The sequence below is a fragment of the Phyllobacterium lublinensis genome (assembly GCF_020164435.1).
GTDB lineage: Bacteria > Pseudomonadota > Alphaproteobacteria > Rhizobiales > Rhizobiaceae > Phyllobacterium > Phyllobacterium lublinensis.
In genome coordinates, this window is record NZ_JAIUDQ010000002.1 from 252,058 (window position 1) to 272,184 (window position 20,127).

Annotated in this window: 17 protein-coding genes; 9 read left to right on the top strand and 8 right to left on the bottom strand. The window is 59.5% G+C overall.

Going from position 1 to position 20,127, the window contains the following annotated elements:
* Positions 1-3: 3 nt before the first annotated feature.
* On the bottom strand, positions 4-1,197 hold the full coding sequence (gene hutI / locus K9U38_RS04180) for an imidazolonepropionase (protein ID WP_224493083.1): 1,194 nt from the start codon (positions 1,195-1,197) through the stop codon (positions 4-6).
* Positions 1,198-1,281: 84 nt separating this feature from the next.
* On the opposite strand from hutI, the gene K9U38_RS04185 reads away from it, so the two are divergent.
* The 4 genes from K9U38_RS04185 to K9U38_RS04200 all read left to right on the top strand — a co-directional run bounded on the left by K9U38_RS04185 (position 1,282) and on the right by K9U38_RS04200 (position 5,535).
* Positions 1,282-2,664: a formimidoylglutamate deiminase gene (locus tag K9U38_RS04185; RefSeq protein ID WP_224493084.1), complete on the top strand. Its 1,383-nt coding sequence runs from the start codon at positions 1,282-1,284 to the stop codon at positions 2,662-2,664.
* Positions 2,661-3,362 carry a histidine utilization transcriptional repressor HutC gene (gene hutC, locus K9U38_RS04190; RefSeq protein WP_224493085.1) on the top strand — a complete coding sequence of 234 codons (702 nt, stop codon included), beginning with the start codon at positions 2,661-2,663 and terminating at the stop codon, positions 3,360-3,362. Before K9U38_RS04185 ends, hutC begins: the two co-directional genes overlap by 4 nt.
* Before the next feature lie 326 nt (positions 3,363-3,688).
* Positions 3,689-4,918: an Mrp/NBP35 family ATP-binding protein gene (locus K9U38_RS04195; protein WP_224493086.1), complete on the top strand. Its 1,230-nt coding sequence runs from the start codon at positions 3,689-3,691 to the stop codon at positions 4,916-4,918.
* 125 nt (positions 4,919-5,043) lie between these two features.
* On the top strand, positions 5,044-5,535 hold the full coding sequence (locus tag K9U38_RS04200; protein WP_224493087.1) for a hypothetical protein: 492 nt from the start codon (positions 5,044-5,046) through the stop codon (positions 5,533-5,535).
* A gap of 14 nt (positions 5,536-5,549) precedes the next feature.
* On the opposite strand, the gene K9U38_RS04205 is transcribed toward K9U38_RS04200, so the two are convergent.
* On the bottom strand, positions 5,550-6,191 hold the full coding sequence (locus tag K9U38_RS04205; protein WP_224493088.1) for an alpha/beta hydrolase family protein: 642 nt from the start codon (positions 6,189-6,191) through the stop codon (positions 5,550-5,552).
* Positions 6,192-6,847: 656 nt separating this feature from the next.
* Here K9U38_RS04205 and K9U38_RS04210 point away from each other — a divergent pair.
* Positions 6,848-8,803, top strand: coding sequence for an elongation factor G (locus K9U38_RS04210; protein WP_224493089.1), 1,956 nt, complete (start codon positions 6,848-6,850; stop codon positions 8,801-8,803).
* A gap of 117 nt (positions 8,804-8,920) precedes the next feature.
* Here the strand turns inward: K9U38_RS04210 and K9U38_RS04215 are convergent, their stop codons facing one another.
* Together K9U38_RS04215 and K9U38_RS04220 are read right to left on the bottom strand one after the other, a co-directional pair.
* Positions 8,921-9,163 carry a hypothetical protein gene (locus K9U38_RS04215; protein WP_224493090.1) on the bottom strand — a complete coding sequence of 81 codons (243 nt, stop codon included), beginning with the start codon at positions 9,161-9,163 and terminating at the stop codon, positions 8,921-8,923.
* A 63-nt stretch (positions 9,164-9,226) separates the two neighbouring features.
* Positions 9,227-10,855, bottom strand: a complete 1,629-nt coding sequence (locus K9U38_RS04220; protein ID WP_224493091.1) for an alpha-D-glucose phosphate-specific phosphoglucomutase — start codon at positions 10,853-10,855, stop codon at positions 9,227-9,229.
* A 155-nt stretch (positions 10,856-11,010) separates the two neighbouring features.
* Between K9U38_RS04220 and K9U38_RS04225 the strand changes: the two genes are divergently transcribed.
* On the top strand, positions 11,011-11,265 hold the full coding sequence (locus tag K9U38_RS04225; protein WP_224493092.1) for a type II toxin-antitoxin system Phd/YefM family antitoxin: 255 nt from the start codon (positions 11,011-11,013) through the stop codon (positions 11,263-11,265).
* Positions 11,265-11,678, top strand: coding sequence for a type II toxin-antitoxin system VapC family toxin (locus K9U38_RS04230; protein ID WP_224493093.1), 414 nt, complete (start codon positions 11,265-11,267; stop codon positions 11,676-11,678). Before K9U38_RS04225 ends, K9U38_RS04230 begins: the two co-directional genes overlap by 1 nt.
* A 42-nt stretch (positions 11,679-11,720) precedes the next feature.
* On the opposite strand, the gene K9U38_RS04235 is transcribed toward K9U38_RS04230, so the two are convergent.
* Positions 11,721-12,338, bottom strand: coding sequence for a L,D-transpeptidase (locus K9U38_RS04235; RefSeq protein ID WP_224493094.1), 618 nt, complete (start codon positions 12,336-12,338; stop codon positions 11,721-11,723).
* Positions 12,339-12,515: 177 nt separating this feature from the next.
* Here K9U38_RS04235 and K9U38_RS04240 point away from each other — a divergent pair, with 177 nt between their 5' ends.
* Entirely contained in the window at positions 12,516-13,010 is a 495-nt protein-coding gene (locus tag K9U38_RS04240; RefSeq protein WP_224493095.1) for an MmcB family DNA repair protein, read from the top strand.
* Between the two features lie 86 nt (positions 13,011-13,096).
* Here the strand turns inward: K9U38_RS04240 and K9U38_RS04245 are convergent, their stop codons facing one another.
* The 3 genes from K9U38_RS04245 to hrpB form a co-directional block, all read right to left on the bottom strand.
* A complete protein-coding gene (locus K9U38_RS04245) occupies positions 13,097-13,660 on the bottom strand; it encodes an ActR/PrrA/RegA family redox response regulator transcription factor (protein WP_224493096.1) in 564 nt (187 codons plus the stop codon).
* 70 nt (positions 13,661-13,730) lie between these two features.
* Positions 13,731-15,029 (bottom strand): ActS/PrrB/RegB family redox-sensitive histidine kinase, encoded by a 1,299-nt coding sequence (locus tag K9U38_RS04250; RefSeq protein ID WP_224493097.1) that lies wholly within the window; start codon positions 15,027-15,029, stop codon positions 13,731-13,733.
* Between the two features lie 232 nt (positions 15,030-15,261).
* A complete protein-coding gene (gene hrpB / locus K9U38_RS04255; protein WP_224493098.1) occupies positions 15,262-17,709 on the bottom strand; it encodes an ATP-dependent helicase HrpB in 2,448 nt (815 codons plus the stop codon).
* Between the two features lie 195 nt (positions 17,710-17,904).
* Between hrpB and K9U38_RS04260 the strand changes: the two genes are divergently transcribed.
* Positions 17,905-20,004: an NPCBM/NEW2 domain-containing protein gene (locus K9U38_RS04260; RefSeq protein WP_224493099.1), complete on the top strand. Its 2,100-nt coding sequence runs from the start codon at positions 17,905-17,907 to the stop codon at positions 20,002-20,004.
* Positions 20,005-20,127: the final 123 nt, after the last annotated feature.

A 20,127-nucleotide genomic window follows, 5' to 3' on the forward strand; every position in this document is an offset into this window, starting at 1 on the left:
GGGCTATGCTTTCAAGATGAGCTGATGGAGCGGATTGAAGCCGATTCGATAGCAGAGCTCCGCTGGTTGCTCTGCATTCCAGATCGCGATTTCGGCGCGTTTGCCAGGCGAGATCGTGCCAATTTCCTTAGACAGGCCAAGCGCATGCGCGGCCTCCCGCGTCGCGCCCGCAAGCGCTTCTTCCACGGTCAGACGGAACAGCGTGCAAGCCATGTTCATAGTCAGAAGCAGCGAGGTGAGAGGCGACGTACCCGGGTTGCAATCCGTGGCGACCGCCATGCGCACGCCTGCGTCGCGCAAGATCCTGACTGGAGGTGCTCGCTCTTCTCGCAATGCGTAGAAGGCCCCTGGCAAGAGCACGGCGACAGTCCCGGCCGCGGCCATGGCTCTCGCTCCATCTTCATCCAGATATTCCAGATGATCGGCGGACAACGCGCCGAACGATGCAGCAAGCTTGGCACCCCCGAGGTTCGACAATTGCTCGGCATGAAGCTTCACCGGCAGACCAAGCGCCCTGGCCTTCTCGAAGACGCGCGTGATCTGCGCAGGCGAGAAGGCAATGCCCTCGCAAAATCCGTCAACGGCATCGACGAGATTTGCCGCATGTGCCGCTTCGAGGCCGGGCAGTACCACTTGCGAAATGTAGTCGTCGGCGCGGCCGCGATACTCGGGTGGCACCGCATGGGCACCGAGATAGCTTGTCAGTATCCGTACCGGCCGAAGTGCTGCGAGGCGGCGCGCAACGCGCAGCATCTTGAGCTCCGCTTCAATGTTCAGGCCATAGCCGGATTTGATTTCAATCGTCGAAATTCCTTCGGCCAGCAGCGTATCCAGCCGGGGCAAGCTCTGCGCGACAAGTTCGTCCTCACTCAACCCGTTGGTTGCCTTGACGGATGAGACGATACCGCCGCCGGCCCGCGCGATCTCCTCATAGCTTGCACCCTCCAGCCGCATCTCAAATTCACGGGCACGATTTCCGCCAAAGACAAGATGCGTATGGCAGTCGATCAGCGCCGGGGTGGCCAGCCGGCCGCCGAAGTCGAGGGATTCAACACCCCTCCAGTCGTTCGGGATATCCTGCGCGATCCAGGCAATGCGCTCGCCATCGATGCCGATCGAGCCATTCTTGACCAGACCATAGGGCGTATCGGTCTCCTCGAACGTAGCAATCCTCAATCCGGACAGAATTTTCCTCATCGGCCTTGGAAGCCTCCCATTATGCTCTTGCTCATATCATTATTATGTATATACATATTATGTCAATCGGGTGAGGGAGAAGAAATGAGCGGAGCCTCGAAATCTGTTTTTGCGCGCAAGGCGCTCGTTGGTGACGGCTGGGAGGACAATGTGCGCATCACCATCGATGGCGCCGGCCGGATCAGCTCTGTCGAACCGCAAACCGCAGCAGATTCAAATGCATACACCGTCGACGTATTGCTCCCGGCGCAATCGAACCTGCACAGCCATACATTCCAGCGCGCCATGGCTGGGCTTTCCGAAGCGCGTAGTCCTGCGGGACGCGACAGCTTCTGGACCTGGCGGGAGATCATGTACCGCTTTCTTGATATTCTGGATCCCGATGACATCGAGGCGATCGCCGCCTTTGCTTTCGTCGAGATGCTGGAATCCGGCTATGGTAGCGTCGCCGAGTTTCACTACGTGCATCATCAGCCCGGGGGGCAGCCCTATGCCAATCTTGCGGAGCTTTCGGAGCGCATTGCCGCTGCGGCGAACGCCACTGGCATAGGGCTGACGCTCTTGCCCGTCGCCTATGCGCAGGGCGGTGTAGACGGGAGGGCTCTTGCAGGTGGCCAACTGCGCTTCGGAAATGATCTGGAGCGCTATGTGCGGTTGGCGCAACTTGCTGAAAAATCTGCAAGAAAAGTAAGCCAGGATGCAGGTTTTGGCGTCGCCCCGCACTCGATCAGGGCCGTGAATGAACGGGATCTCAAGACCTTGGAGCAGCGGTTCCAGGCCATGCCTTTCCACATCCATATTGCCGAGCAGATTCCGGAGATCGAGGAAGTCCAGGCCGCTTATGGCCAGCGTTCGATGAGCTGGCTGCTTGATCACCTGCCGGTCAATCAGAGGTGGTGTCTGATCCACTCCACGCATATGACGGCCGAAGAAACGAACCGGGTTGCAGCAAGTGGTGCGGTCGCCGGGCTTTGCCCGGTCACCGAAGCCAACCTTGGCGACGGGATTTTTAATGGAGTCAACTATTTGAACGCCGGTGGACGCTTCGGGACCGGCTCGGATTCAAATATCCGCATTTCACCATCGGAAGAACTGCGCCAGCTCGAATACAGTCAGCGGTTGCGAGATGTGTCGCGCGTTACCCTCTCGGCAACGGGCAAGTCCTGCGGGCGTACGCTCTACGATGCTTCGCTCGCGGGCGGTGCGCAGGCACTCGGGCGTGAATCGGGAAGCCTGGCGCCTGGGCAATGGGCCGACATGATTGCTCTTGATGTTGAAAATGCTGCACTTTTTGGCCTTGAATATGACAGACTGCTTGACGGATGGATTTTTGCGGGCGACAGACAGGCGGTCAGCGATGTCTGGTCGGCCGGACGCCACGTGGTGCACGAAGGCCGTCATCGCGACAGAAATGCAATATTTGCAACCTATAAGACGCGACTGGCGTCGATCTTGGAGAAAGTGTGACAGCGGCTGCGCGCAAATCGTTTCATGCCATCAAGGCCGAGATGGCGCGCCGCATCGCCGAGCGCGTCTGGGCGCCAGGCGGGCTGATCCCCAACGAGGAAGTGCTGGCCATCGAGTTCGGATGTGCGCGCGCCACAGTCAACCGTGCCCTGCAGGAACTGGCGCGCGGCGGTGTGCTCGTCCGCAAGCGCAAGGCGGGCACGCGCGTGGCGCTGCACCCCATGCGCGAGGCGCGCTTCGTTATCCCAATCGTTCGCCAGGAGATTGAAAACAAAGGGGGAATTTACCAGTTCCGGCTATTGTCCAATCAGGTGGAACGGGCGCCCCAAACGGTTTACGAGCGCCTCGGCCTCGCCAAGAGCAAGGAGATGCTGCATGTCCGCAGCCTGCATCTTTCCGACAGCAAGCCGTATCAATATGAAGATCGCTGGGTCAATCTGGACGCTGTTCCTTCGATCCGCCACGAAACCTTCGATTCGATCAGCCCCAATGAATGGCTGGTGACCCATTCGCCTTTCTCGCAGGCCGAGATCGTCTTTCATGCCGGTTTGGCGGACCGGGAGGAAGCCGCGATTCTTGATGTCGGCGAGAAGGATTCGGTGTTCATCATCGAACGCCTGACCTACCTGCCGCAGAAGCCGATCACCTATGTCCGGATGATCCATCCCGGCTCGCATCGGATGGTCACGCAACTCTAGACAACCAAATCGCACCCCAGAGTTACAAAAATGGGTCAGGATTCGCGGATTCCTGCACCAGATTCGGGGTTAACAGGTCTGATTTCCCCAAAGTGTGAGCCAAGACCTGGCATTTGGCGCCTGGATGACCGCAGACCGGAGGGGCGACATGGTCAGTCAAACAGCTGGCGCACCTGTTCATCGTCAATCCGTGGAGAAATGACCATTGGCGTTTCGTTGCAACTGCATTATTTGAAAGCATCTTCGTGTTACGCAATTCCGGTCGGGAAAACCGCTTCGCAATTTTCCTGGAATTGCTCCAAGGAAATGACAGGATTGGAATTGCAATGGCAGGCGTGACGAAAGACCAGGTTCTGGAACAGTTGAAGACCGTGACGGGTCCCGACTTCAACAGCAATATTGTCGAACTCGGTCTCGTTTCTGATATTTTCATCGCTGACAGCAAGGTCTTCTTCTCGATCACGGTACCGGTGGACAGGGCACAGGAGCTTGAGCCTCTGCGGGCGGCAGCCGAACGGGTGGTAAGGGCCATGCCGGGCGTTGCCGGCGCTGTCGTTGCACTGACTGCCGAGAAGAGGGGCGGGCCTACCAGCGATGATGCGCCACGCAGGGCTGCCCCCGCCCCGCGCCCGACGCCTCGCCCCGCGCCGGCGGGCGCAGTTCCACCGCAGCGTGTCCCGACGCAAGGTGCGCCAGCCCAGGGTGCATCCGCACAGGCGCCGCATGGACATAGCCATGGGGCACCGGTCAAGGCTGGTGTCCCCGGCGTCGGAGCCATCATCGCAGTCGCTTCCGGAAAGGGCGGTGTCGGCAAGTCGACTACCGCCGTCAACCTCGCTTTGGGATTGCATGCCAATGGCCACAAGGTCGGCATTCTCGATGCGGACATCTATGGCCCCTCCATGCCGCGGCTGCTCGGTATTCACGGCAAGCCGGAAGTCGTGTCGGGCCGCATCCTCAAGCCCATGGAAGGCTATGGCCTCAAAGTGATGTCGATCGGCTTCCTGGTCGAAGAGGAGACACCGATGATCTGGCGCGGACCGATGGTCATGTCGGCGCTGACGCAAATGCTGCGCGAGGTGCAGTGGGGCGATCTGGACGTCCTCGTCGTCGATATGCCGCCTGGAACCGGCGATGCGCAATTGACCATGGCTCAGCAAGTCCCGCTCGCCGGTGCCGTCATCGTTTCGACTCCGCAGGACCTCGCACTGATCGATGCCCGCAAGGGCCTCAACATGTTCAAGAAGGTCGATGTGCCACTGCTCGGCATCGTCGAAAACATGAGCTATTTCATCGCGCCCGATACCGGCGCACGCTACGACATTTTCGGCCATGGCGGAGCGCGCAAGGAAGCGGAGCGCCTGGAAGTGCCCTTCCTTGGCGAAGTGCCGCTGGTCATGGAAATCCGCGAGACATCGGACTCGGGCAAGCCCGTCGTCGTCAGCAATCCCGATGGCCCGCAGGCGAAGGCCTATCGCGACATCGCGGCAAAGGTCTGGGACCAGCTCGCGGCTGCAAAGGGCGGCAGGGCGGCCCCGGCGATCGTTTTCGAATGAGGACCTGACCCACATCGCATGGATGTGCCGCCTCAAAATGACAGCGAGGGCAGGGTGGCAGTGGAACCATTCGCGGTCGTGCCCAATAGTGCTACCATCGGCAAACCGTGCTTGAGGGAAATCCTATGAGCAAGCTTTGCCAAGCGGCCGCCCTGACCATGCTGCTCGCAGATCACGTGATCCCGGTACACGCGCAGCAATCCGATCCACCGCCCATGCCTGTCGCGGGCTGCAGCTACGCCATGAGCCGGCTCGCTCCCGCAATCGATGACTATCGCAGGACAAAGTTCGCATTGGATCGGGCGGTTCAGCTTCTCGCTTCGGCGCGCTATTCCAGCAGGGTTGGCAGGATGGATATCGATCTTGCCGGCCCGGAAGCCGAAGCCGACGGCGCGATAGCCGCCTATGCCCGATCGATCGGCCCTGCCTTTGGCGCCATTGCGCTGGTCAACGCCAGTTGCAGGGACGGCGCGGCCAAGCTGGCTGGCAACCGGTTTGGGGCAAAGCTCGACCGCGATGTGGCGACCCTGTTGTCCGGCAGCGCAGACAGGTTGGTGGACGACCAGGTGAAGGACATCGAGAATGTGTTCAGCCGCATGAAAGTGCAGCAGAAGTAGAAAGCCGGTGGCGGTCAGCCCTGCAACTGGCTCGCCCAGGCCTTTACCGCCTCAGCCATGGTTCTGATGTGATCAGCCGCACTGAAGCCGGAGATGCTCTTGCGTGGCTTGAGATCATGGTCGCCGTCTTCCAGCCACAGGATCTGGATGTTCTCTGAAAGCGCGTAGCCAACGACGTCCTCGCGCGTGCCAAACTGGTCGCGCGTTCCTTGGCAGATCAAGGCGGGGGTCACCAGTCCGGCAAGGTGCCTGGTACGCAATTGCGCCGGCTTGCCGGGCGGATGAAACGGATAGCCAAGGCAGACAAGGCCTGCAACCTTTCCGGCGGAGTGAAGCTCATCGGCAACCATGCTCGCGACCCGCCCGCCCATCGACTTGCCGCCAATGATCAGGGGACCGTTTGCGCCGAGCTCGGCAACAGCCATCCGATACTCCGGGATGAGCGTTTCCGCACGCGGTGGCGGTTTCCGCTCGCCTGATGTGCGCCGGGTTGCCATGTAGCCGAATTCAAATCGGGCTACACGAAATCCCTGCGCTGCAAGCGCCGCGGCGCTGGCCGTCATGGCAGGCGAGTCCATTGGCGCTCCCGCCCCGTGAGCAAGCAGGATCGTGACTTTGGCATCATGCGGTCCGTCGAACAGAAATCTTTCCAGCATTGGCTCCTCGCATGCCCCGTTTGCGCCTAATCCGAATTGACTATGCGATAAAGTGAAAAAAATCTTAAAAGCTCGAGTTGAGTCACGCTTGCGTAACGCCCCGTAACATAATTTCATTAAGTGGTCGTAAGTTCAGCACTGAAATACAACAATAACAAGCATGCAAGCGGGTGATGAACGAACGAGCAGCGGTGGGGACTAAGCCGCAAATTCTATAGGCAGTTGAGTTGGAATGATGGCTTAGCACTGTGGATACTTCAACAGCGACAGGTGAAAGCCCATTACTAGACGCGTCCTTCGGGGCGCGTTTTTCTTTTGTGCAGGGGCGTGATGAAAAGCGCGCCGGACCCCTCACTCCAATATCCGATGAACACCGTTTCGGACTGAATCGGCCTCTGTCCGTACCTCTTCTTGTTGGGAGCAGTTCAGTTTCCCGGATGGTCGACGGACCGGAAACCGGCAAGACCGGGTAATTCCGCCCAAACCATTGTGCGTTACCGTCATCCGAAGCGTAAACATCGGCTGCGGCAATCCCCTTGACCTTGAACCAGATTCCCGCCTGCAGAAGGCTTCCACCTCGGCCTGAAAGGCTCTGGTGTATCGCGCCAGTTCGATGCAGACTGTGAACGGAGAACTTGGCTGAGGGAGGATGGCCGATGCGTTGCTTTACAGTACTTGGACCCTCGCAGACCGGAAAATCCACGCTGGTGGAGAAGCTGGCCTCGCTGGAAGGTGCGCCCAAAAAATCCGTTTCTCCATATGGATTGAGCCTGACTGAATTCACTTTTGGCCATGAAGCCTGGTGCGGTGTCGACACGTCGGGGTCAGGCGAAGCCATCACTCATGCCCAGGACGCGCTGGTCGCAAGCGATGCCTGTATCCTGTGCGTCTCCCCCGTCCCTGAAGAGGCCGTTCTCGCAGCGCCTTACCTTCGCGTGATCGAAGCGTCAGGGACCCCTTGCATCCTCTTTGTCAACAGGATGGACGAACCGAGAGGACGCTTGCGCGATGTCATCGCTTCACTGCAGGACTACGCCGGTCACACCTTGCTGCTCCGGCAGATTCCGATCAGGGAAGGCGACAAGATCGTCGGCAGCTGCGATCTGATTTCCGAGCGTGCCTGGCGTTATCGGGAGGGCCAGACCTCATCGTTGATCGAGATCCCGGCGAGCGAAGTGGAGCGCGAACACGAGGCGCGCGCCGAACTTCTGGAGCATCTTTCCGAATTCGACGACTGGCTGCTGGAAGAACTCATCGAAGATCGCGAACCGCCGAGCGACGCCATTTATGCGATTTCCTCGCGGGTGCTGCGTGAAAACAAGGTCATTCCGGTTCTAGTCGGTGCCGCCAGCCACACCAATGGCATGATGCGGCTGATGAAGGCCTTGCGGCACGAGGCTCCGCCAGTCGAATCGCTGCGCCAGCGTCTGGCTGCCGCGGGCAACATCAAGGAAAACGCGCTAGTCGCAGCGGCCTTTCATGCATATTACCGCCAGAATGTAGGCAAGACTGTCTTTGTGCGCGCACTCGCCGAAGGGCTCAAGCAGGGCGCCGTGCTGGGCGGTGCGCGATTGGGGCCGGTGCAGGATCCCGGTACCGGACGGCCGATTGCAGCGGAAGCACCGGTACCGGGCTATGTCTTCGCCACGGTCAAGTCCGACCACCTGCCTGTGCCCTCCTTGCTGACGGCCGATGCTGCAGTGGCCGCGCCGGCATGGACGACGCCGCCAACGCCAATGCTGGAAAGAATACTGGTACCGGCCAGCGAACGCGACGAGACGAAGCTCTCGGAGACGCTCGCCAAGCTTTCCGAAACGGACCGGGGGCTGAAGGTCATGCAGGAGGAAGGAACCGGCGCGCAATTGATCTGTGCGCAGGGGCCTGTGCATTTGCGCGATGTATGCAAGACATTGGCCGAGGTCTTTCACGTCGAGGTGACGGACAAGATGCCGAGCCCGGTTTATCGGGAGACAATCTCGAAGTCGTCGGATGTTCACTATCGTCACCGCAAGCAGACGGGGGGCGCTGGCCAGTTTGCCGATGTCAAGCTCAGCGTCCATCCCAACGGGCGAGGCGATGGTTTCACCTTTGCCGAGACCGTGAAGGGCGGCGCCGTTCCCCGCAACTTCATACCGGCGGTGGAGGCGGGCGCCCGCGAGGCGATGGAAAAGGGTCCGCTGGGCCTGCGCGTCATCGATGTCGGCGTGACGCTTACGGACGGCCAGCACCATTCGGTCGACAGTTCGGAATTTGCGTTCCGGGCGGCGGGCAAGATGGGGGTGCGAGACGCGCTTGCCCTGGCCTCCGCGGTTCTGATGCAACCGATATTCCGCGTCGAGATTCATATACCCTCTGTCTATTCGGGCAGCCTGGTACCGATTGTCTCCGCCTTCAAAGGACAGGTTCTCGGTTTTGACCGGGACGAGGGCGCCAAGGGATGGGACAATTTCCGCGCGCTCATACCCGGAAGCGCACTGGACGAACTGGCCCGCTCGCTGCGCTCGGCAACCCAGGGCATAGGAACCTTCTCAAAGGCCTTCGATCATTTCGAGGAGTTGTATGGCAAGGAGGCAGACGCCATCATCACGGCGCATGCATCGCACGCGAACTAGTATAGGTTTGTCCGTTGGCGACTCCTTTGCAGGATGGTCAGTGCAAACAGCTCTAGAGGCGTTACATCCCCCTCGTTCGGCCGCCGGATGGGGGGCGTTGAACAGGTCAGGGTTGCCCTAGTTCGGTGTGAGGATGATTTCGAGCCGGCGTTCGATCCGATCAAGCCGGTCGTCAGTTCGATCCGACCTGCCCGCCAGACTGGCGAAGTGATTCATTTCAGAAGAAGCGAAGCCTGCTACAGCGATCTCAAGTGCGGTCATCCGCGACGTCATCTCCTTTGAATCAGATTTGATCGAGGCAACGTCGGCACGGATTGCACAAAGATGGTCCAGCACCAAATTGTAAGTTGTGTTCGTCATTGGAAATCCCGAGCTGAAATTATGCCCGAATTCTGCCAGATCGGATTACAACGTCCAGAGCGATCACGTGATCACGCTTGGCTTGTCGCGGCCCGTATGCGCCTTGATGCCAGCCAGATCCTCGGCGGCACGGATGAGGTCCGCGAGCGCACCCTGGGTTTCAAGATCATGGCGCTTCGGATCTGGTTCGTAACGTTCGACATAGACGCGAATGGTTGCACCCGTGGTGCCCGTTCCCGAAAGGCGGAAGACCACGCGCGAGCCGCCCTCGAACAGCACGCGGATGCCCTGGTGTTCGCTGACCGATTTGTCGACCGGATCATGATAGGCAAAATCATCGGCAGTCGCGATTGTCAGGCCCTGAACGGAGGTGCCGGGCAGTGAAGGCAACCTGCGACGCAGGTCGTCGATCAGAGTGTTGGCGGGAGCGGTGTCGACGCCTTCATAGTCATGCCTGGAATAGTAATTGCGGCCATAGGTCGCCCAATGTTCCTTTGCGATCTCCTGCACGCTCATGCGGCGCACCGCGAGGATGTTGAGCCAGAGCAGGACGGCCCAAAGCCCATCCTTTTCCCGCACGTGATTGGAACCTGTACCGGCGCTTTCCTCGCCGCAGATCGTCGCCATGTCGGCATCGAGCAGGTTGCCGAAGAATTTCCAGCCGGTCGGGGTTTCATACATGCCGATTCCGAGCTTCTCAGCCACACGGTCGGCAGCGCCGCTGGTCGGCATGGAGCGGGCGATGCCCTTGAGGCCCGCCTTGTACCCCGGGGCGAGATGGGCGTTGGCGGCGAGCATGGCCAGGGAGTCCGATGGGGTGATGAAAATGCCCTTGCCGATGATGAGATTGCGATCGCCGTCGCCGTCGGAAGCAGCGCCGAAATCCGGACCATCGGCCGACATCAGCAGATCATAGAGGTCCTTCGCGTAGACGAGATTCGGATCGGGATGATGGCCGCCGAAATCCGGCAGCGGCACGAAATTCACGCAGGTGCCCTGCGGCGCACCGAGGCGGCGTTCGAGGATTTCCTTGCCATAGGGGCCAGTGACGGCATGCATGGAATCGAAGCGGAAGGTGAAACCTGACTTGATCAGCGCGCGAATTGCGTCGAAATCGAAGAGCTCTTCCATCAGCGCCGCATAGTCGGCAACCGGGTCGATGATTTCGACGTCCATGCCGCCAAGTTTCTGCGTGCCTATGGTGTCGATGTCGACGTCGGCTGCCTCGGCTATCAGGTATTGCGTGATTGTCTTGGAGCGGGCGAAGATGGCTTCGGTGATCTTTTCGGGGGCAGGCCCGCCATTGCCGATATTGTACTTGATGCCGAAATCTTCCGTGGGGCCGCCGGGATTGTGGCTCGCCGACAGCACGAGGCCCCCAAAAGCCTTGTTCTTGCGGATCACGTTGGAAGCGGCGGGTGTCGAGAGAATACCGCCCTTGCCGACAAGAACGCATCCAAAGCCGTTGGCCGCTGCCATCTTTATGGCGATCTGGACCACTTCGCGATTGTAGTAGCGACCGTCGCCGCCGATGACCAGGGTCTTGCCTTTGAAGCCTTCAAGCGAATCAAACACCGACTGGATGAAATTTTCGGCGTAGTTCGGCTGCTGGAAAACCGGAACTTTCTTGCGGAGGCCAGATGTACCGGGCTTCTGGTCATCGAATGGCGTGGTGGCAACGGTTTTGAACATTTGGGTTTTCCAGTCTCTGCTATGCGTCTGCGACAATCTATGAGCCCCCCGCGTATCAGGTCAACACGACAGATTTTCGAAGGCGAGGAATAACAAGCGCAACTTGAGTGTCGCATGGCAATGTAGTAACGTAGTTACAATCGAAAGGAGGCGTCATGGGCATCACCACAATCTCCAGTAGACAGTTCAACCAGCACGCCAGTGAGGCAAAAAAGGCGGCGAATGATGGGCCTGTATTCATCACAGACCGTGGCCGGCCAGCGCATGTGCTGTTGAGCATTGAAGAGTATCAAAAGCTTACGGGCAAAGGCAAAAGCCTCGCCGATGTGTTAGCCATGCAAGAGGGTGGGGATTTCGACGTCGAGTTTCCCCGTCTTAATATCCGGCTTAAACCGGCTGATCTTGACTGATGTTCATCTTGGATACCAATTTTCTGTCCGAAATGCGCCGGCAGGACAGGGCTGACGCCAGAGCCATGAAGTGGGCTTCCACCATTCCATTTGCTGAGTTTTTTCTCTCGTCCATTACGATACTGGAGATACGGCAAGGCCAGCTTCGTGTGGAACGCAGAGACAAAAACCAGGGAGCAGTCTTGAGTTCCTGGCTTAATGATTGGGTTTTGCGCAATTTCGAAGGAAGGATTCTCGCCGTCGATACTGCGGTGGCACTTCGTTGCGCCGATCTGCATGTGCCCGACCCGCGGGCCGAGCGGGACGCGATGATTGCTGCAACAGCGCTTGTCCATGGCATGACTGTCGTTACGCGCAATGTAGCGGATTTCGAATCGACCGGCGTCCGGGTCTTCAATCCCTGGAATGCATAAAGGCCGCTCGAAGGCGGCCTCCAGCGTGAATGAAAATCAGCTTCAGCGGACGATTACCTTGGCGCCGACCTGCGCGCGATTGTAGAGGTCGATGATGTCCTGGTTCATCAGGCGGATGCAACCGGAGGACATGGCCTTGCCGATCGACCACCATTCCGGTGTTCCGTGGAGGCGATAGCCGGTGTCGCCGCCCTTGTTGAAGAGGTAGAGCGCGCGGGCGCCTAGCGGATTGGTGATGCCCGGATCCATGCCATCGCGGAACTTCGCGAGCACGGGCTGGCGCTGGATCATCTCACGCGGAGGCGTCCATGTTGGCCATTCGCGCTTCATCGCGACACGGGCAGTGCCCGCCCATTCAAAGCCTTCCTTGCCGACGCCGATGCCGTAGCGCATCGCCTTGCCGCCGCCGAGGACGTAGTAAAGATACTTTGCCTTGGTATCGACGATGATCGTACCCGCCGCTTCGCCGCCGTCATAATTGACTTCCTGGCGCAGATACTGAGGCGGAACCTTCATGCGCGGTACGGCGGGTATGACATAGCCGGCATCGACGACGGAGTTATAGGAAGCGGTCGAGTAGCTCAGTCCGATCGTCGAACAGCCAGTCAGAGCAGTTGCACCCATCAGTCCAACCGCCAGGACAATAGTCTTCAATTGCATGGTCACCCCGTTGAATATTTTGCGAATCCCGAAATGGCATTGTTGTCTGTTTCTCTACTGCCACTATTGTTAATGTCTGATTAACCGTAAAGCGTCGTTTCCTGTTAACCATGTTTTCTGCAACCTGATAGCGCATTTTTCCGCGCATGGTTGCAGATTTGCCGATATTGTTTCGCCATGCCCCTTGTGATTCCAGGTCAGACAAACCCGCTCCTCGACGGACGGCAGTCGGAAAACGCCATGCTGGTGCGCCGCGGCGTGCAGCGACTGTTTCTCGAGCTTGGCCTTGCCGTGATGCCGGAACTGCCGTTGGCTTCGGGCCGGCGCGCCGATCTCGTGGCCCTGACGCGCAGCGGAGAAATCTGGATTGTCGAGATAAAATCGTCGATCGAGGACTGGCGGGTGGACCGCAAATGGCCGATCTACCGGGCGCATTGCGACCGGCTGTTCTTCGCCACCCATCCCGGCGTTCCAGCCGATATTTTCCCGCAGGATTGCGGGTTCATTCTTTCGGATGGCTACGGTGCCGAGATCATTCGCGACGCGCCTGAGCACAAGCTGGCTGGAAGCACCCGCAGGGCCATGACCTTGCGCTTCGCCCGTGTCAGTGCGGCACGCATGACGCTGGCCGAACTGTCGGGGATACATTTGCCGGAGACGGATCTGGAGTAGGCTCTCAAGGGAGCCTGTCGAACCACGCACAGCTCATTCAGCCCGATATGAACCCTAACCCGCGCTATCCACCGGAAACGGGGTATCTAGCGCGGTGCGCGCTTGGCCAATATGCGCTGCAGCGTGCGACGATGCATGTTGAGGCGGCGGGCCGTCTCGGAGACGTTGCGGTCGCACATTTCATAGACGCGCTGGATATGTTCCCAGCGAACGCGGTCCGCGGACATCGGATTCTCGGGCGGGGCGATCTTCTCGCCTGTGCGCCGGGTCAGCGCCGCAAATACTTCATCGGCATCAGCGGGTTTCGACAGGTAATCGATTGCGCCGAGCTTGACCGCATTGACCGCTGTCGCAATGTTGCCGTAGCCGGTCAGAACGATTGCACGCGTGTCTTCGCGTCGCGCGCGGATGGCTTCGATGATGTCGAGACCATTGCCGTCGCCGAGGCGCATGTCGACAACCGCATAGGCGGGCGCCTGTACCTTGACGCTGGCCAGCCCTGCCTCGACCGAGTCGGCGATGGCAACCGTGAAACCGCGTGTTTCCATGGCGCGCGCAAGGCGCTGCAAGAAGGGCTTGTCGTCATCAACAAGGAGTAGCGTGCGATCACCGCCGATGGCCGCAATATCGTCCTGATCCGTGTTTTCCATCAGGTTTTCCTGCTCATTCATACAAATATATGCCGTTAATGCTTCGCAACGAGCGAAAAGTCAAAGATTATCAATCTGCGGTCAATTGATTGCGCGGCCATGATACGACAACTTCCGCACCCTGGCCGGGATCATTGCGATTGCGGAAGGTGATCGAGGCCCCCGAGCGCTCCAGCAGCGTCTTGGCAATGAACAGGCCAAGTCCAAGACCGCCGCCATGTTCGTTGATTTCGCGGTCGCGCCCGGTCGTGTACGGCTCGCCGATACGGTCGAGAATATCCGGTGCGAACCCCTTGCCGTCATCGCTGATGATGATCTCCATCACCTTGTCGGTCCAGCCCCAGCTGACCTCGATGGTTTCGCGCGCAAAATCGACCGCATTCTCGACGAGATTGCCAAGCCCGTAGATGATGCCGGGATTGCGGCGGATGACCGGCTCGATGCCTTCGCCGCGCAGTTTCGTCACCTTGATGTTGATGCCGAAATTGCGGTTCGGCTCGATGACTTCCTCGATGAGCGAGGAAATCTTGAGCCGCGACATATGTTCCTCGCTGGTCGAGGAAAGGCTCGTCAGCCGCTTGAGGATTTCGCGGCAGCGCTCGGTCTGCGAGCGCAACAGTTCGATATCCTCGGCGTAACGCTCATCCTGCTTCAGGCTGCGCTCCATTTCCTTGGCCACGAGAGCGATGGTGGCGAGCGGCGTACCAAGTTCATGTGCCGCCGCAGCTGCAAGGCCATCGAGTGCCGAAAGATGCTGCTCGCGCTGCAGGATCAGTTCTGTTGCAGTCAGGGCATCGGCGAGCTGGCGTGCCTCTTCGGCGACGCGATAGGCATAGACGGCGGTGAAGGCGAGGGCGGAGACGACGGAGCACCAGACACCGGCAATCAGCACGAAGGGAAGCTGCATGGTTTCGCCAGGGTACCAGGGCAGCGGGAGATAGATATTGGCAAGAAGCGTGGCGCAGATGGTGACAAGCAGGCCGAGCGCGATGGTCGCATAGGCCGGCAGCGAAGTTGCGGAAATGATGACCGGGACGATCATCAATACGGCAAACGGATTCTGCAATCCGCCGGTCATGTAGAGTAGTCCGGCCACCTGTAATATGTCGAAGGCGAGGACTGAAATCGCGGCGCGCGGCTCGAGCCGGTGGTTGATCGGATACCGGAATGACATCAGGAGGTTGAGCCATGCCGAGCAGGCGATCAATGCAAAGCAGATGCTGACGGGAAACGGAAATTTCAGATACAGCGCCACGAACAGCACCGCTATGCTCTGGCCCGCCACGGCGAGCCAGCGCAGCCGGATAAGTGTTGTCAGCCGCAACCGGCGCGACAGATAAGACGAGCGTATGCCAAAATCCTGAACCATGCCGGAGCTTTAGAACAAACGTGGTGGAAATGGAATTGGAGAGTTGCCACCTCCGGGCCCTGGGTCCTCGGGTCAAGCCCGAGGATGACGGAGGAGGAGTGCACGATGGGGTTCAGAGTAAGGAGCCCCTTGGCTTTGCCTTGCAGTCAATCCTGAACTCCCCTCATGGTGAGCTTCATCATAGCGAGCCTGTCGGGCTGCGAACCACGCACAGCGCTACAGCGAGATGGACTCACGTGCCCCTTGGCTTTGCCCGGGCCGTGGGTGTTGCGGAAGCCGGGTCCTCCGGCCAGACATGCTTGGGATAGCGGCCGCGCATGTCGCTGCGCACATCGGCCCAGGAGCCGCGCCAGAAGCCGGGCAGGTCGCGCGTGATCTGGATCGGGCGATGGGCGGGCGACAGCAACTCGAGCAATAGCGGGATCGTTCCATCCGCTATCGCGGGGTGCACCGCCAGGCCGAACAGTTCCTGCACGCGCACGGCAAGCACAGGCTCTTCGGCATCATAGCGGATAGGAATGTTGGAACCGGTCGGCACTTCGAAATGCGTCGGTGCCAGCGTGTCGATCTTGCGCTGGAGATCATAGGGGACCAGCGATCGCAGCCCTTCGGTCAACACGTGAGTCGGGATCTGGCCAAGCTGCGAAGAGCCCTTGAGGAAGGGCAGCAACCACTCATCCAGCGTCGCAAGCAGGTGTTCGTCATCCATTGCCGGCCACGGGCTTCCAAGACCCTGATGCAGCCAGGCGAGACGGCGGCGCAGGATCGATGCTTCCTTCGACCAGGGCAGGATGTCGAGACCATGGGAGCGGACGGCAGCGACGACGCCAAGGTTCGCTTCTTCGCTGCCCGGTGCCGGCAAATTCTTCTCCGAAAGGGCAATGGCCCCGATGCGGGTGGCGTCACGCGCCTGCAGCGCGTTGCGCGCCGCATCGTAGGTGACTTGCCGCCCGCTGACGATACGCCCCTCGAGCGCTTCGCGTATCTCGGCTTCCGTAACCTCGGCAGCAGCGAGAATGCGCGCGCGGCCGGCGCGCCCGGCAAGATCGGCGACCACAAGCCAGGGCGCCCTGGCCAGCGACGCGGTTGGATCGACTTCGCCGCCCCGCCCATTTGCGAGCGTGAACTGGCCATTGCCGCGCGCCTTGGCGACCCGGTCAGGATATGCGCCAATGAGCAGGCGGCCGACGCTGTCAAGCTCGGCTGTCGAAGCGGCTTGTCCGGCAAGCCGCTTTGCGAGGCCGCGGGCGCGCGTGGCACGATCGCCGCGCTCACGCTGGAAACGCAAAAGCCGCACATCGAGATCGATATCGTTGCCGCCGAGCCCGCGCTCGGTAAGGAGGACGGCAAGCTCCGCGGCGCGGTAAGCCTGCCCGCGGCCGCGTGCGATCAGAACCATGTGTGCCAGCCGGGCTGGAAGGGCAAGGGCACGCAGGTCATTGCCCATGGGGGTGATGCGCTGGTCTTGGTCCAGCGCGCCGAGATTTTCCAGCAGGGCCTTTGCTTCCTTGATGGCTGGGGCAGGTGGCCGATCGAGGAAGGCAAGGTTTGCCGGATCGGCAACGCCCCAGGCCGCGGAATCGAGCACGAGGCCAGTGAGGTCCGCCTCGAGAATTTCCGGTGGGGCGAAAGCGTCCAGCGCCGCCGTCTGTTCGGCCCGCCACAGGCGCAGGGCAATGCCGGGTTCCGTTCGCCCGGCGCGGCCGGCACGCTGGTCGACCGCCGCACGCGCAGCGCGAACGGTCTCAAGCCGGGTCAGGCCGGTGGCGGGTTCAAACTTCGGCAACCTTGCAAGGCCGCTGTCGATGACGACGCGCACGCCATCGATGGTGATGGAGGTTTCGGCAATGGAGGTGGCAAGCACGACCTTGCGCGTGCCCGGTGGTGCGGGCCTGATCGCCGCGTCCTGATCTCGGCCTTCCAACGCGCCATAAAGCGGCACGATGAGCGTGTCGGCCGGGACGCGCCCCTGCAACGCCTCGGCGGTGCGTTCGATTTCGCGCTGGCCGGGAAGGAAGGCGAGAATGCTGCCGGTCTCATCAGCCAAGGTGTCTCTGATTGCCTTTGCCATGGCATCTTCGATCCGCTCGTCGGGATTGCGGGGCCGGTAGCGTATATCGATGGGAAAGGAGCGGCCCTTGCTTTCAATAACGGGCGCATCGTCCAGCAGACGCGCCACGCGCGCGCCATCGAGCGTTGCGGACATGACCAGCAGCTTCAGGTCCGGCCGCAGCGCGCCCCTCACGTCGAGCGCCAGCGCCAGACCGAAATCGGCATCGAGGCTGCGTTCGTGGAACTCGTCGAAGAGCACGGCGGCAATGTCCGTAAGGTCGGGATCGTCGAGAATCATGCGGGCAAAGACGCCCTCGGTGACGACGAGGATGCGGGTCCTTGCCGAGACCTTGCTTTCAAGCCGCATGCGATAACCGACGGTTGCGCCCACCTCCTCGCCGAGGAGGCTTGCCATGCGGCTGGCGGCGGCGCGGGCTGCAAGACGGCGCGGCTCCAGCAGGACAATGGTGCGGTCACCGCGCCACGGCGCGGTAAGGAGATGCAGCGGCACGAGCGTGGTCTTCCCGGCACCCGGCGGCGCCACCAGCACCGCCGCGCCCGCCGCGCCAAGTGCGCGATCAAGGGAGCTGAGAATCTCGCTAACGGGCAGGGTGGGCAGGGTCTTCACATGGCGATCCGGTGCTTGCTGAAGCGTGCTTTTGACAAGGATTTGACGCGAAAGTCCATAGCGCTGAGACAGTCTGGTGTCCCAGAGACGATCCAGAGTGGATTGCGATCAAACTTTAGACCAATTGACAGGTAGCGACGTTTGTAAAAGTCATACTTTTCGTAAAAGTCATATTTTTCAAGGGAGGTTACTTTAATGAATTTCAGACTTTTGTCTCTTGCGGGCATGGCTTTTCTGGCCGCCTGCAATGGCTCGGAGAGTTCCAGGGATGGCCAACTGGAGAGTACTTTTGCTGCGGAGCAAGCGGAGGCCAGAAAAGCTGCCGAGGACGAGATCGCGGCATTCAAGAAAGGAGGCATCAATCAAGCCACAACCGAAATAGACCTCATCAAGCAAGACATGAAAACAGCCAAGGCTGAACTGGACCGGCTCAAGGCTGCGGGCAACGCAAAAGCGAAAGAACTTGAGCAGGCTGAAGAGAGGTACAAAGAAGTAGCAAGGAAATACGCTGGGATACTGCAGGAGCTGGGGCGGACTCCGGAAGCGGTTGAGGTTCTCAAGAACGCAGGCCTGACCCAGGAAGCATCGAATTTGATGTCACAGATCGTAATCAAACCTCAGGTTCCCTATGAGCCGTTCCCCACGCTTTACAAGGTTACTTTTGACGATGGTGCGAAGGGCCTGCCAGCGCCCAAAAGCGCGCCCATGGGATGGAACGCCTGGAACACGTTTAGGTGCGATGTCACCGAGGCAACGATCCTTGAGATAGCCGACACACTCATAGAAAGCGGGATGGCAAAAGCTGGATATACCTCGGTTAACCTAGACGATTGCTGGTCTGAAGGGCGTGCAGAAGGTGGCGGCTTGGGCAGGGATGGAGACAACAAGTTGCGCGCGAACTCAAGATTCCCGAGCGGAATAAAAGCGTTGGCTGAAAAAATCCATGCAAAGGGGTTGAAGCTTGGCATTTACAGCGGAGGAAACAACGGAACTTGTCAGGGGTATCCGGGAAGCCTTGGCTTTGAAGCGATAGATGCCCGGACGTTTGCCGAGTGGAAGGTTGACTACGTAAAGTACGATGATTGCGGCGGGCCCGACAACCGGTTAACCTTTGTGCGTATGCGCGACGCTCTCGCAAAGTCAGGCAGAGAGATATTCTACAGTGGCAATTTCAACAATTTCGCCAATGGTTTCAACAGCAACGCCCGGACTTTTGATCTTCCTCCCGCGATCAATATGGATGTCACCACGGTTGCCCACACTGCGCGAGTTGGCGATGACATCCAACCCAATTTCGATTCCATCAAAGCCTTGATCAGGGCGGCAGGAGAACGGGAAGCCTATTCCACTCCCGGTTTCTGGAATGATCCCGATATGCTTCAGGTAGGAAGATTGCCGACGTTGGAAGAAAACAAGACTCATTTTGCGATGTGGGCCATGTTGGCGGGCCCGTTGCTAGCCGGAAACGATATCCGCACCCAAAGCGACGATACTTTGAAGATACTAAGCAATGCCGACATTATTGCAGTCAACCAGGACCGACTGAACATTCAGGCCAGCGTGGTGCGGGAAGATGTGATTGACCGCCAAGTGTGGAGCAAGCCGCTTGAGGAAACGGGCGCGCGAGCTGTTGCATTGTTGAATATGACCGACACAGCGGGAACGATCAGCGTTCAGTGGACGGATGTTGCGCTTGCAGACGCACCGGCCAAAGTGCGCAACCTTTCGACCGGCACGGATGTCGGCGATGCCGAAATGGGATACAGCACGGTAGTCCCGGCCCACGGTGTTGTTGTCTTGAAGGTTACCGGCAAGGAAATCGGCTTGCCATCCGGTAGAAGCATTCTGAGCGACCAGCAGCCGATCTATCAGGTTAACGGTTGGGGGCCAGTCGAGAAGGACCAATCGAACGGCGAAGCAATGAGGAATGATGGTACGCCGCTCCAAATTGGCGATGAAGGATTTGAGAAAGGTCTTGGCGTTGCCGCCCGTTCGCAAGTCATTTACAGAACGGACGGCAGGTGCAGCGACCTTTCTGTCCATGGCGGTGTCGACCGCTTCTACGCGACCAAATCCGTGCCGGAAAAGAGAGACCATGGCAATGTTTCGTTTGAAATATGGGGTGACGGGAACCTTCTCGCAGCGAGTGGCGTAATGACACCCGCTGACGGCGCCAAGCGCCTCACGGCTGATCTAACGCATGCTTCAATAGTAAGACTTATTGTAAAGCCGGGCGGCGATTACGTGAACTACGACTACGCCGATTGGGCCAATCCTGAAATTACCTGCCACTAAGTACGAGTGGCGGCGTTTCATTTCGAAAGGCCGCCATTTTTGTTGACGATTCCATATGCGATTCTGATAGTACAGGTGCAAATCACCAGGTGTTGACGTTCAGGCGATTGTCTTGAGGTTTTT

Excerpts from the sequence above, each read along its gene's own strand:
- hutI (WP_224493083.1), bottom strand. The coding sequence starts at position 1,197 with ATGAGGAAAATTCTGTCCGGATTGAGGATTGCTACGTTCGAGGAGACC.
- K9U38_RS04185 (WP_224493084.1), top strand. The coding sequence starts at position 1,282 with ATGAGCGGAGCCTCGAAATCTGTTTTTGCGCGCAAGGCGCTCGTTGGT.
- K9U38_RS04195 (WP_224493086.1), top strand. The coding sequence starts at position 3,689 with ATGGCAGGCGTGACGAAAGACCAGGTTCTGGAACAGTTGAAGACCGTG.
- K9U38_RS04200 (WP_224493087.1), top strand. The coding sequence starts at position 5,044 with ATGAGCAAGCTTTGCCAAGCGGCCGCCCTGACCATGCTGCTCGCAGAT.
- K9U38_RS04205 (WP_224493088.1), bottom strand. The coding sequence starts at position 6,191 with ATGCTGGAAAGATTTCTGTTCGACGGACCGCATGATGCCAAAGTCACG.
- K9U38_RS04210 (WP_224493089.1), top strand. The coding sequence starts at position 6,848 with ATGCGTTGCTTTACAGTACTTGGACCCTCGCAGACCGGAAAATCCACG.
- K9U38_RS04215 (WP_224493090.1), bottom strand. The coding sequence starts at position 9,163 with ATGACGAACACAACTTACAATTTGGTGCTGGACCATCTTTGTGCAATC.
- K9U38_RS04220 (WP_224493091.1), bottom strand. The coding sequence starts at position 10,855 with ATGTTCAAAACCGTTGCCACCACGCCATTCGATGACCAGAAGCCCGGT.
- K9U38_RS04225 (WP_224493092.1), top strand. The coding sequence starts at position 11,011 with ATGGGCATCACCACAATCTCCAGTAGACAGTTCAACCAGCACGCCAGT.
- K9U38_RS04230 (WP_224493093.1), top strand. The coding sequence starts at position 11,265 with ATGTTCATCTTGGATACCAATTTTCTGTCCGAAATGCGCCGGCAGGAC.
- K9U38_RS04235 (WP_224493094.1), bottom strand. The coding sequence starts at position 12,338 with ATGCAATTGAAGACTATTGTCCTGGCGGTTGGACTGATGGGTGCAACT.
- K9U38_RS04240 (WP_224493095.1), top strand. The coding sequence starts at position 12,516 with ATGCCCCTTGTGATTCCAGGTCAGACAAACCCGCTCCTCGACGGACGG.
- K9U38_RS04245 (WP_224493096.1), bottom strand. The coding sequence starts at position 13,660 with ATGGAAAACACGGATCAGGACGATATTGCGGCCATCGGCGGTGATCGC.
- K9U38_RS04250 (WP_224493097.1), bottom strand. The coding sequence starts at position 15,029 with ATGGTTCAGGATTTTGGCATACGCTCGTCTTATCTGTCGCGCCGGTTG.
- K9U38_RS04260 (WP_224493099.1), top strand. The coding sequence starts at position 17,905 with ATGAATTTCAGACTTTTGTCTCTTGCGGGCATGGCTTTTCTGGCCGCC.